10 protein-coding genes are annotated in these 12,746 nt (G+C 59.2%); all 10 read left to right on the forward strand.

Translation table 11 applies throughout. From position 1 onward, the window contains the following. Positions 1-895: 895 nt before the first annotated feature. The 10 genes from GGD67_RS14315 to GGD67_RS14360 all read left to right on the forward strand — a co-directional run bounded on the left by GGD67_RS14315 (position 896) and on the right by GGD67_RS14360 (position 12,739). Positions 896-2,764, forward strand: a complete 1,869-nt coding sequence (locus tag GGD67_RS14315; RefSeq protein WP_179733632.1) for a trehalose-6-phosphate synthase — start codon at positions 896-898, stop codon at positions 2,762-2,764. 1,210 nt (positions 2,765-3,974) lie between these two features. Then, positions 3,975-4,181 (forward strand): cold-shock protein, encoded by a 207-nt coding sequence (locus GGD67_RS14320; protein WP_179733634.1) that lies wholly within the window; start codon positions 3,975-3,977, stop codon positions 4,179-4,181. 1,189 nt (positions 4,182-5,370) lie between these two features. Then, positions 5,371-5,745 (forward strand): helix-turn-helix domain-containing protein, encoded by a 375-nt coding sequence (locus tag GGD67_RS14325; protein ID WP_128948068.1) that lies wholly within the window; start codon positions 5,371-5,373, stop codon positions 5,743-5,745. Beyond that, positions 5,651-7,009 (forward strand): type II toxin-antitoxin system HipA family toxin, encoded by a 1,359-nt coding sequence (locus GGD67_RS14330; protein WP_210286468.1) that lies wholly within the window; start codon positions 5,651-5,653, stop codon positions 7,007-7,009. The genes GGD67_RS14325 and GGD67_RS14330 overlap by 95 nt, the downstream gene beginning before the upstream one ends. Positions 7,010-7,615: 606 nt before the next feature. After that, positions 7,616-7,858, forward strand: coding sequence for a hypothetical protein (locus GGD67_RS14335; RefSeq protein WP_179733636.1), 243 nt, complete (start codon positions 7,616-7,618; stop codon positions 7,856-7,858). A gap of 23 nt (positions 7,859-7,881) precedes the next feature. Further along, a complete protein-coding gene (locus GGD67_RS14340) occupies positions 7,882-8,112 on the forward strand; it encodes a hypothetical protein (protein ID WP_179733638.1) in 231 nt (76 codons plus the stop codon). Between the two features lie 288 nt (positions 8,113-8,400). Further along, on the forward strand, positions 8,401-8,700 hold the full coding sequence (locus tag GGD67_RS14345; protein ID WP_179733640.1) for a hypothetical protein: 300 nt from the start codon (positions 8,401-8,403) through the stop codon (positions 8,698-8,700). A gap of 1,050 nt (positions 8,701-9,750) precedes the next feature. After that, positions 9,751-9,972 (forward strand): hypothetical protein, encoded by a 222-nt coding sequence (locus GGD67_RS14350; RefSeq protein WP_179733642.1) that lies wholly within the window; start codon positions 9,751-9,753, stop codon positions 9,970-9,972. Between the two features lie 215 nt (positions 9,973-10,187). Beyond that, positions 10,188-11,486, forward strand: coding sequence for a glycoside hydrolase family 28 protein (locus GGD67_RS14355; RefSeq protein ID WP_179733644.1), 1,299 nt, complete (start codon positions 10,188-10,190; stop codon positions 11,484-11,486). Positions 11,487-11,743: 257 nt separating this feature from the next. Then, entirely contained in the window at positions 11,744-12,739 is a 996-nt protein-coding gene (locus GGD67_RS14360) for a pectinesterase family protein (protein WP_179733646.1), read from the forward strand. The last annotated feature ends 7 nt before the right edge of the window (positions 12,740-12,746 follow it).

The raw sequence follows: 12,746 nt of genomic DNA on the forward strand, positions 1-12,746 counted from the left end.
GCTTGGGGCCACGATCAGAGGTCGTCATCGATGATTTGGAAACTTGGCAGTACCGGGACGGCGTTGAGGAGGATTAGAGGGCGCGCAACGCGATCACGAATCGGTGCGCAATCTATATAGGTCATTGCATGTCTCCGCGAGGTGGGCGCGACACGTACGGAACCATCAACGGCGCACGCCCCTGCGATACTGGTCAAGCCTTCGAGCTGAAATTTCGTTCGTTCTCGCATAGTGGAGGCCGCCCGCATTGTTTGTGCCGCCGGCAGAGCATCAAGCCGACCACATCGGAGGTATCCTCTCGCGGTATGAACAGAGGCATGTCATGGAAGCGGATCGTATCACCGTGCAGGGCCATAACTCATAGAGCCAAGCTTGCGGGCCCCCGCAGCTTGAGAGAAGCGTCTCGGATGCGCGCTGATGCTCCACGCGCGGACCACGCCAGCAGCCCTATGATGCCCGTCTATATCGTACCGTCGGGTGCCGGAGCGGGCGGCCGATGTTGGCGAAAGATCTGCGACATCCAGAGGATTGACTACTCCATAGACTCGTCAATGCGCTCGCGCCATTCAGGTGGTGCCGATCAGGATGGTGACCTCGCCACAGCGCCCGAGTGCTCCTAGCGCCGAGACCATTGCGCGTCGGCGGCTAGGCCGGCAACGCTCTGCTTGCACTCATCAACTCGATGAAGCCAAACGTCGTCTTGGCTCAATCCGCATCTCGTTGCCTCATCCGCCATGGACTACCTTGAAGTCCTGGTTGGATGCAGCAATCCGACCATTTTGCTCGACTGGTCAGCTTCCAGAAAGCTGGACCTGCCATCCTGGCGTAGTGGCGATATCTCGGGGCTGATCTGCGACTGCATCGAACGCAAAACATCGTCAAAGGGAATTACGAGATGGTCCGGATCCATGACGCCCCCGACACCGCAACGTTGGATTCCAGCAGCACATCAGGCGCGACCCAGCAAGATGAAACCTTAGGCCCAGCGGCCTTTGACCTGCACCTGCCCGACTTGCCGTCGGAGCAGGAGCAACAAGGAAGTGCAGGTCCTTCCGATGCGTTTGTTTCGGCCGACAGGGAGGACGGCCTCGATACCGTCAACCAGAAGCCCGAAATGAAGTTGGTTGTCATTTCGAACCGCGTTGCGCCGTTCGACCCCAATAAACCCCAGACCGGTGGGCTTGCGGCTGGCCTCGAGCCGGTCGTTGAGCGTTCCGGTGCGGTCTGGATGGGCTCCTCGGAGAATCGCGGCGACGGGAGCGAGCAGCCGCTACCGCTCGTGAAGGCCGGAGCAGGCGATGTGGCGAAGCTGGATCTGCCGGAAGCGGACTATTCCGGCTATTATACAGGCTTTTCGAATTCGACGCTGTGGCCAGCATTGCACTCCCTGCCCAAGCGGATGTCGAGCTCTGAAGCTGATTATGACAGCTATCGAAAGATCAACGAGTTCATGGCGCGTGCTGCGTTCGACTTGCGGGATCGGGACGCATTCTGGGTGCATGATTATCATTTGCTTCCGCTCGGGGCCGACCTGCATAGGCTCGGCATCGAGAAGCCGACCGGCTTTTTTCTGCACACGCCATGGCCGACGCCCGACATGATAAAGCGCGTACCCAATCATCACGAACTGATGAAGTCGATGCTGGAATACGATCTGCTCGGCTTTCAGACGAACCGGGATCTGAACAATTTCTTGGCCTGCCTGCGAACCTATTTCGGGCTGAAGAGCAAGGATGGCCTCGTGACCTCAGAGCGTGGCCAGACGCGACTTCAGAAATTTCCGATCGGTATCGATCCCAAGCAGTTCGCAGAATATCTTGCGGCAGAGCTCTCGCTCGCAGAGCAGGAAAAAATCTCGTTATTATTGCAAAACTTCGAGGGCGCCAAGTTTGCGATCGGCGTAGATCGGCTGGACTACACGAAGGGCATCGACAAACGGGTCGAGGGGTTTAACCAGCTCTTGGCGGCCGAGCCGGGCAGCATCTCGCTGTTGCAGATCGCACCGTCCTCACGCGCCGACGTCGACGAGTATCGAAAGTACAAGGAGGACGTGGAGAATGCAATCAACCATGTCAATGCTGAGCATGGCACAGACGAGTGGAGGCCGATCCACTACACGAACGACTCGTTCAGCCAGTCTGCACTCGCGCGTCTTTACCGCGCGGCACATGTAGGTGTCGTCACGCCGCTGCGGGACGGCATGAACCTGGTAGCGAAAGAGTATGTTGCGGCCCAAGATCCGAAGGATCCCGGCGTTCTGGTATTATCGAAGTTCGCTGGGGCGGCTGAAGACTTCAACGCGGATGAGGCGCTGCTGGTGGATCCAAACCATCCCCAAGAAATCGCAGACGCTATTTCGAAAGCGGCCAACATGCCGCTTGAGGAGCGTGTCAAACGCTGGCGGTCGATGGTGGATAAGATTGAATCCTATACCATCCACGACTGGTCGGCGGACTACCTCCGGGAGCTGGACAAAGGCAGCATCACCGTTCCGGCTGATCAGTTCCACCATCTCGGTCTCGGCTGGACCAACGAGGCTCAAATGCCCTTGTATCAAAGTTATGCTGCGGGGCTGAGCGCCTATAATGAGATCGATCCCGCTGATGACGCTTTGAAGGAGGCTGCCTATGGAGAGGTGAAGTCAGCCTTTGAGGCTTTAGCGGTCCCACTGAAGCATACACAGGATAGACTGTGGGATCTGCCGGCGGCGACAGCTTCCCGCGATGGTCATCGCGGCCAAGCGCTTGGAGCCCGCGAGGACTGACCGGGTGAAAAGCATAGCGCGGCGGATGACAGGCTTCTGTAGTAGGACAGAGGAGCAATCCAGGTCTTTGGCGCGGGTCGGGGATCGCCATGCATACCACCCTTAGCATGATGTCGATCTGGTTGGTGATCAATGCGCTGGTCTTTGTCCTGATAATGCCCGTCGACAAGTCCGCCCGGTGACGCCGACCAGGAGGACCTCAGATGCGGAGGTAAGCAGCATCGCTGCGTCCCGGGCTTGCCACGGAAGATCGAAAATGCTGGTGCTGTCTCGCGCGCCGTCCGCCGACACGCTTTGATGTGCGCTTGGCAACCAATGACGGAAACCGAACATGGTCGTGCAGCCGCGAACGGCTGAAACTTGCCACTCTTTAGCCGGCACGCAGCTTGCAGCGAACGGTCCGTGACATAGCGCAAGCCGCGCTATGTCATGCGCTTGCGCGCTTTCCGCCGCTTCTGCTTGACGCGCCAGGGGCCGCGAGCGTAGCCGCTCGACCTCATCCGGAGCAAATCCATGAAGACATCACTCCTCTTCGCCACGCTAATTTCCGTTGCTTCGCTGAATTCATCGAAGAAGGCGAGAGGCTGATGAGCCGCCGGCGGCGCGACGAAGTTCGTCAGATGCGCAAGTTACCGGTTTGAACAGGCTCCGCCGTTGTCGAGCGGGTTTGCCGGCTCCCCCCAATACAACATGACGAGCGGATAACTTGCCACATGCGCTTCCTTGAGGATTGTCTCGGCAGGCCCTGTTCGTTCGACAGGGCGCGGCGTGCGGCTGACGTCCGAAGACGAACAGCCAAAGCGCAGCCCTGCCAGCGTCTTCGTGCTTGAGAAAACATGTCAGGTAGCTTCAATGTAGGCACGCTCCAGGCTGCGCAAAGAAATTATGACCGCCTTTGTTCAACGTCGATGAAAACTATCCGCCGGCTCTGGATAAGCGCGGCATGTTCGAGGCTCGGCAACTCTTCTGTAAGCCGGTGACGCGCGACGAGTGAAGCGAAGGTCAAAACGTCATCTGGGCTGAAGCCTTGAGGCGAAACTGTCGTCGACGTCAGGATTTTTGTCGCTTGCAGGATGCGGCAGCACCTAGACCACGCGATAAAAGAATGAGCACGTGCACAGCGCAGCGACGCTGGGTGTCTCTTGCCGACCGTCTTGATGGCCGGGAGACTCTTCGCTAGACCACAATGGTTCACTATGGAGATTCCGCCGTGGCAATGGGTATTGTGAAGTGGTTCAACTCGACCAAAGGTTATGGGTTCATCAAGCCTGAGGACGGAGGTCCCGATGTCTTCGTGCACATCAGTGCCGTCGAAAAAGCCGGTTGCACCACCCTCGAAGAGGGGGCCCGGGTAAGTTATCAGCTCAAGGCCGGGCGTTCGGGTAAGACGTCAGCTGAGGATCTCCGGGTTGGTTGATCTGACTCGCCTTCGGAAACTGCTCTCTGCAAAGCTTGTTCTCGCACCTGTCCGGCGATGCCTTGTGACGGCGCGCCGGGCGTTCGGTCTTTCGACCGTCTCTTCTTGGCATGGGGGTGTATCGCAAACCGCTTGAGAGCCTCGATCTTCTGGAGCCGTTGACCAATCGCTGCAGCCAGAGTTACAGCTGTACCAGTCACGTCGCAGTGCCGCTGTGGCAAAATATTTCGCCGAGTTAGCACGAACGGTTCGAGCCGTACGCTCGTGAACACGCCGGGAAGCGCACGCCGCAGAACACGGGCCGGATCCCGCGGACTTTGCGTGTTTCGCGACGAGCGCATGAAGCGGTTAGGATGCTCTTGGCTGGGAAATACGCAAGACGGGCGGCAATTCCTGTCTGCGCTCAAAAAGGCCTTCGCCGATCAAAGAGAGCGGCCCCTCAACCATGGCTTCAGCTTGACGTGCGCGCCGGCCTCCAGTGCTGGGTTGGGCGGAGCAAGCGCGCGCGTAATCTTCGACAGCTAGAGCAGGTCTTGATCACATTTGGTCAGCTGTCACCCTGCTGCACCTGTCAGGTATCGCAGCAGAGCGTGCAGAATTGACGGCCGGCTCTCCATCGCCTCTTCCTGTCCGTGATCGCCCTCCCAGGCGGCGCTTCTGTTCTTGTCACCTGGGTGTGATGCCCTCCCAGGGGCTAGAACCGCGTTGTGATCCAGCGCGGCAATTGTCTGTCCTCGGGACTGCAGAGATTTCGCCAGCTTGGTGAAAGGCCCCGATGATATTTCTCAGTGTTGTTGGGTTATCCATGCCCGGCGCGCAGCAGCTGCCTTGACAGCGCCGTCGATTAGGCTCGCATCCTCTTCAGAGGGATCGCCGTTGTGGGGCCGGCAGCGCCGCTCGACACCGAGCCTAGGACGTTGCTTCGCTCGATGGGGATTAACGGGGATTTTCCCGGCCCGCCGTCCGTCGATCTCTTCATGAACCCCGTTCGTATCTGGGAGCAGGATTCCCGATCGGTAACTTTCCCGGCCGCTCAGCGTCGCTTTGGGGCGAATGTTCCCGCTCGGTAACTTTTGTGCTCTCTCCATCGGAGCCGTAGGGTAAAGTTCCCGATCGGTAACTTTTCGCTGGACATTCGCTGTTTCAACTCATAAAGTTCCCGATCGGTAACTCTACGAGGAGAGAGCTTATGAACACGCCTCCAAAGGGCACTCCCCCCTCGGGCGGAAACGAGGCTCCTGGCGAGACTGGTGTCGCACGCCAAGCCGCCGAGTTCGCTGCAGCATTCGGTCGTCTCATCCAGGAAGAACGCAAACGCCAGGGCCTCCGGCAGGACGAGCTGGCCATGGTGAGCGGGACAGGAAAGCGCTTCATCGTCGACCTCGAGGCCGGAAAAAGCACCTGTCAGCTCGGGCGCAGCCTGCACGTGGCAAACGTGCTCGGGCTGCGCATCGAGGATGTTCTTAAGGATGCCCAAGCCCGCCGCGCGAACACTTCCGAGACACCGGACATTCCCGACAGCGACGAGGAGGAGCCTCATGGACCGTCTTCCGGTCTACTTTGAGACGCGAGAGGTCGGCTGGATCACGGCCGCCGACGAAGCGTCAGCCTTCACCTATGCCGAATCCTGGCGCGGGCTGACCGGCGCCTTCCCTGTGTCGCTCACCATGCCGCTCTCGCGGGCGTCGCACGATGCCTCGGCAATTCTGCCATGGGCGGCAAATCTGCTCCCGGAGAACGCAGCTCTCGGGGCCGTAGGTCAAATGCTCGGCAAGTCGCCGGCCGATGTCATCGGTCTTCTTGCCGAGATGGGCCGCGACACCGCCGGCGCGCTCTCCGTCGGACAACCTGGCACCGGTCTTATCGCCGGGAAATGGCGAGAGATCCCCGACAAGGCCTCGCTCGAGCGCATTCTCAATGAGCTACCCCACAAGCCCTTCCTCGTCGGCGAGGACGGCGTGTCGATGTCGCTTGCCGGTGTGCAGACGAAGCTCGCCGTCGCTCTGGACGGCGATACCCTGTACATACCGATCGACGGGGCGCCATCGACCCACATCATCAAGCCCGGTGGCGAGCGCTTGCCTGGCGCCGTCCAGAACGAGGCATTCTGCCTGACGCTCGCGCGCATGATCGGAATCCCGACGCCGAAGGTGACGACCGGGACGGCAGGCGAACGTAGCTACCTGCTGGTTGAGCGCTATGACCGCCGTCATGACGGCAAGCGGTGGCGGCGGCTGCATCAGGAGGACTTCTGCCAAGCCCTGGGCCGCCCGCCAGCTGCCAAGTACCAGAACAACGATAGAGGCCTAAAAGGACCATCATTGGCCGACATGGTCGGCGTGACCCAACGCCACATGACAGCGCAGGAGACCGCCCGCTTCGTCGATCTTGCGATCTTCAATCCGATGGTTTGGAACACGGATTCCCACGCCAAAAATTACTCGCTGATGCTATCGGCGCGCGGCGCCGCCATGGCGCCAGGCTACGACATCGTCTGTGCGGCGCCATATCCGAAGATCACCCGCAACATGGCGCAGAAGATCGGCGGGCAGAAGCAGGCTGACCAGCTCGGACGCAACCACTGGGAGCGCTTCGCCATCGACTGCAAGCTCTCTCCAGCGCAGACGATCCGGCGCGTCTCCGAGATTGCTCAGGCCGTGACGCACCATGCAATGGCGGCCAAGGCCGAGATCGAAGCCATGCCTGCCGGCGGCGATCCCGTCCTGGACACGGTGGTCGAGGCGGTGATTTCGCGCGCGCGCGGCTACCTAGAGCGCCTGAAGCAAGCGGATCCAGCGCCGCAAGGCGCAGCAGCCCCATCGCCCTAGCGATAGACTCAAGACTCATGTCGTGACGAAAGCCGAGCCCGCCCGCCTCACCAGCCTGAAACGTGGCTGCACATCCGCGAAACGGGCGACACTGTGTGGCGAACCAAATCCCGGCAAGGAAAGTCGCAGTGTTCGCGAGGCTGGTCGCAAGACCGGCTCCGAACAAGTCAAGTTACGGCGAGCCGAATTGGCCGGTGCTCAACAGATAGGCCAGCAGTGCGTTGGTGGATCGACAGGAACCACAATGCCGGCAAGATCTCCCAGGCCAGACCAAACAGATATTGTTGAGCTAGCTGCGCGATGGCTGGTCCGTGGGTCGAGCGCAAGCACAATTTGCTCGCCCTGCAACGGCAAACCATGATCGGCACCACAGAAGGATTGCAACCCATAGCCCAATGCGCACCGAACGCCGTACCAGAGCTCCGTCCGCCGCACCACATGCCACACCGGCTGCGGAGGTCACGCCGACCGACAAGATCATGCCGGCATCGCCACTGCCTCAGTGCCGATATGGCCAACCCAGGCCGTATCCGTCGCCATCATCGCGATCTGTCCGATCTGCGTGAGCGCGATCGGGGTCGCGAGTGTTGCACTTGCGACCAGTTCGTGCGTGAGTTTGACGGCCAGCTACCCATTTCGCCAACCGACGAGGCCGCGATGCGGGCCTTTTTTGCTGTCTTCCTCATGAACACGCTGCCCCATTGCGCGCTTCAGCTATCCTTTGACTTGCTGACACGATCTTATCGCTGCGGTTGCATTCGCATCCTCGGCGCCGTGACCAACAACGCACCGCTCAAAAATGGTGAGAGCATTCTGGCCGACGCCCGCAAAATCTTCTCTCTATACTGACCGCTGCCATAGTGAGCGCAGTTATGGCCGTCGTGGTTGCTGCTTTGGCTGTCTCGTTCAAGACGTCGTTTGTTTCAAGCGCGACAACAGCACCGCCTGCAACTGCGTACTACGGGAAAAACCGACATCGTTTTTTCATAAAAAACACTCAACCGGCATTGGCATGCCGGTTGCCTGAAGATATGACGAAACCACTTGACTATGATGCTCGTTCAGCATCCGGTCCAGGTATTCAGATGAACTTGCCCGCTTGATCGATGGCAGAGGTCTCTTGATGCGCTTTTCAAAAGTGCGCTTGCGTCGCGAACTCTGCCATCTTCGGATCGCGCTCCGGTTTGCCGGGCCGAATCCGATCGTCTTGTAAAGGGCTCGGGACGAATGGCGGTCCTCAACAAGATGGTGCACACCGCTGTAAAGGCGTTAAACCCCAGGGCGATTGTTTGGGTCACTTTTTGGCGCGGTGGCTCAAGCGCCGGGCATCTGCGAGATACCGAGCCTGGGTTCGTGAAGCTAAGCGGCGGCCTTAAATCGGTGCTTTGCAGATGGTCAATGAGCTGATGCAGGACGATTGGGATCCTGAGAAAATACTCAGGCAACAGGACGAGCTCAAGGTCAAGCTGCTTCGCGCCCAATCGGTTGTCGCCGAATGTAAGGCAGGACTGGCGGATCTGGAGCGAAGGCTTGAGCGTCGAGCGGTCTCATCGTCGATCGATGAACGCCAGCGCAACTCTGCGGCAACCAATTCAATACGTAATGCACGACCGCCCCAATCGCGAAGCGTCGATGCTTCCGTTGACCAGGATGCTGCCGTGGCGTTTTCGAGCCGATCATGGGACCGCTGAAAGCTGCCGCCGCGCACGTTAGCGGCGAAAGGTTTTGTCACGGACTTGGCGAAAATCTCGAGACGCAGGGTGTTGCGAGCCCGGCGGCGAACTGGACAACTGGGTGCGGCACTGCCGATTGGCTCGGCTTTTTGGTTGATCGCGGTGCGTTGGCTAGGGGATGCGCGCAGAGTAGCACCACATACGGGACGTATCGCCGCGTCTTTGGCTAGAGCCTCCTGTTTTGGGGGCTGCTCACGTAGATGTTCTGTATCGAATGTCAAAGCTCTTCAACTTGAGCCAGCCAGTCCGGTCGTTTTGTCCGTCTTAAGGCGTTCAAATTACCGGTAGACGTCTCCGGAGGGGGCGCGAGGGGCGCGCTCAATGACGCGATGGTCGCCTATCGCCGTGGGGCAAGGCATGCGAGTCACGGGCGGTGCTGACCGCGGAAGCCGACCATGCCTCATCGGCCATCCCATGGAGGATGATGAGAACTGGCTGACTATGTCCGCAAACGATCACAATGCATCAAAGAGGGCAGGTGACGGCAGTCACCTAAATTCGTGAGACGCCAGGGATAGGGTTACCAGGCGAATGCGATCCGGTGCTGGCCGCAGCCTCGTCAGCTTCTCGAAAGCTTCCCCGAGTACGGACTAACTTACTGATCCGGGGGCTGGCATGGACTCGCACAATTTTGACATATCCAATGCAGCACCTCCGCCATCGGTACAGCGCGCCGTTGCAGACGATCAACCGAACCAGGCGGGAGAAGACGCCTTCGAGCAGCAATTAGATGCGGCGCGCTCCGTCATGGTCGAGGATCCCGAACTTCCGAGGCAGGAATAGGAGCTTCGCCAGCAGACTGAGAGCGGGTGGGATGATCAATCCATCCTTCCCACGGCTTCCGTCGATCGGGAGGAATTCACTTCGGGTCCAGAGGATCTCATGGGCCGCCCGAGAAAACTCAGGCGAGTAACTGGACTGTCAATCAGCGCATTCGCTGGTCTCCATCGATCCAGGGGGAGCTCACCATTGACGCCCGGCGATCTACTCCGGCGGGAGCCTCCTCAGTTGTTGGATAATGACTCTGCGCGGTTGGATCCGGATCCGCTCGCCCCGGAAAACCTGCGAGCATTTAGTTTGATCGAGCGTATCGCGTTGCCTTTCGGCGAACCGGCTTCGCGCCATCACTTGCTGGGCGAGCGCCAGCTGGCGCGGATATCGGCCGCATCTTCCTCGTGGTTGGTAGTGCTGGATGTTTCGCCCCTTGCCGATCTGGCAAGAGAACGCTGAGACAGCTGTTTGGATTTTGGACTGTCGCACAACGCTTAGTCTTTTTCGCGCATAGGCAAGGTGCTACTGCGAGATCGCACGGTCGAGGCCTCTGCTGCGTCTTATAAATGTCATCTTGCGCGGGCCAGTGACGCGCGCGGCGGCTCGATCGAGCCAGCGCTCAATACCAGACAAGCACGCGGCAAGGATGCGTGTGACAAAGCACGAGCAGGTCGATGACAAAGCGTTTTCGCAATTGGGTCCTATTGTCCATACTCACCTCCATGGTTGTCTGGCCCGCCGCAAAGGCGCAAGACCGCCGGACTATCACCGAACCTGTTGCACCTCATACGGTCTGCGATCGCCCTGTGCCTTCCGGCAAGAACGATACAGTTAGCCTACAGGACGCCATTGAACATTGCCCCGCTGGGGCTGCAGTCTATCTCGGGCGCGGCGAGTTTCACTCAGGTCCACTCGAGATGAAATCGGGCGTGACCTTATGGGTCGGACGCGGTGCGACGCTGATCGCCATTCCCGAACCTGCTGCTTACGACAAGGGGCTCGGACAATGTGGTCGCATCGCGGAAAAGGGCGATGGTTGCCGGCCATTCATCAGCTTTTCTAAAACGCGTGGCGGCGGCATCTACGGAGAGGGCATCATCGATGGTCAGGGCGGAGCAATTATTGGCGGCGGCGCGGAAAGCTGGTGGCAGCTAACCCGCCGCGCCCAAGCCCAGGGCGGCAACCAGAACGCCCCGCGCTTGATCCAGATCGATCATGCGCAGGACATCACGTTCTCTGGTATCACCTTGCGCAACGCTCCCAATTTTCATGTCGCGATGAGCCGGGTCGAAGGTGCCACGTTTTGGGGCCTCACGATCGATTCGCCCGCGGATGCCCGCAACACCGATGGCATCGATCTTGGCGCGAGTCAGGATGTGACCATCACCCACAGCTTGATCCGTACGGGTGACGATAACGTCGCAATCAAGGCCGGCGATAATGGCTCAAGCAGCCGTATCTCGATCATTGATAATTATTTCGGCTGGGGGCATGGCATGTCGATCGGCAGTGAGGTGAATTCCGGGGCCAGAGACATATTGGTGCGTAATCTGACGCTGGATGGTACGACGTCTGGCCTGCGCATCAAGAGCGATGTCAGTCGAGGCGGTCTGGTCGAGAGCGTGACTTATGAGTACGTGTGCCTGAGGGGCAACAAGTGGCCCGTGGCATTCGATACAAAGTATGATCCGCGCGCACAAGGCACGAGGATACCGGTCTATCGGCAAATCGTTCTCCGTCATGTGCATGGCGACACCGGCGTGTTGCTGATGCGCGGCATAGACGAAGGGCATGCACTTGACGTGACACTCGAAGATGTCCGATTTGCCAATTCCGCGACTTGGCAAGTTGAACATGCGAATGTCACCGCAAAACATTCCGACGTATCACCGCCGCTGCCCGGACGAGCTGCAGAACCGCTGCTGCGCGGATCGGAGGTATGTTCCAGGGCATTCCGCGACGGCAATCGGTAAGCACGACACCCGGTGCCGAACTCGGGTGCTGAGTTCCGTATCTGGGGCATGATGATCGGTGTTGAAGAAGGTCGGCCGCATGCCCCGAGTTGATTGCAATTGTCCGACGGTTTGCAGGGCTGGGAATACGAAGGTGACGTGCAGGCTTCTGATTCGACGCGAAAAATGTGTTTGAGCATGGACGGCGGCTATCCCGCGGCGGCACCTTATATCGACTGCGTCGAACGTGCCGCGAACTCGACGAAGAGTGTGATCACATGCGAATTTTCGTGCCGTCTGCGCTTCTGGCCGGATGTTTCTGCATCTCGGCAGCGCACGCTCGGCCACTATGGGTGGCGCATGCCGGAAATGCAGACTATCACTCCGTGCAGCAAGCCATCGACGCGTTGCCGGCGGAAGGCGGAAATGTCCGGATCGCGCCAGGCGTCTATCGCGAGAAGGTCAAAATCTCAAAATCCGGTATTCATCTCTCAGGGACTGGTAGCAATCCGGAGGATACCGTCATTGTGTATGGCGACGGCGCGATCAATTTAGGAGGAACCGCCCGCTCGGCGACGCTGAGTGCCACTGGCGATGACTTCCGGCTCGAGAATCTGACCATACAGAACGACTACGCCCTCAATCCGGCCAATCCACCCTCGCAAGCGGTTGCACTATCCCTTACCGGAGACAAGGACGTCGTTATGCGCGTCCGTCTGCTCGGCGCCCAGGACACGCTGTTTGCCGGCAAGGGTCCAAACGGCAGAATGTCACGCCAATACTTCTCGAACTGCTACATCGAAGGGCATGTCGATTTCGTATTTGGCAACGCCAAGGCCTGGTTCCAGGAATGTGAGTTGCACGGCATCGCTAATCAAGCGGTCGTCTTTACCGCACAGAGCAAGGCAGCTCCCGATGAGGACAGCGGGTATGTTTTTGATCATTGCAGCCTAAGTGCCGACCCTGCCGCGCGCGATATTGCGCTTGGCCGCCCTTGGCGTCCCTACGCCACAGTGGTCTTCCTGTCGACAAAGATAGATGCGCAGGTCGTTGCAGAAGGCTGGCGAGAATGGGCTCCCGGCAAGACCAACTCCTTGAGCACGAGCTATTATGCCGAATATAGATCTTTCGGGGCCGGGGCTAACCCCTCAGGCCGCGAACCCCACTCCCATCAACTGACCGATAGCGAAGCCTCGAGATGGTCGCTAAGAGTGTTCTTCGGAGGTGCCACAGATTGGCTGCCAACGGAACGACATCGAGGGAACACAAAGTAACACTGAC

Origin of the sequence: Bradyrhizobium sp. IAR9 (genome assembly GCF_013408065.1) — a bacterium.
GTDB lineage: Bacteria > Pseudomonadota > Alphaproteobacteria > Rhizobiales > Xanthobacteraceae > Bradyrhizobium.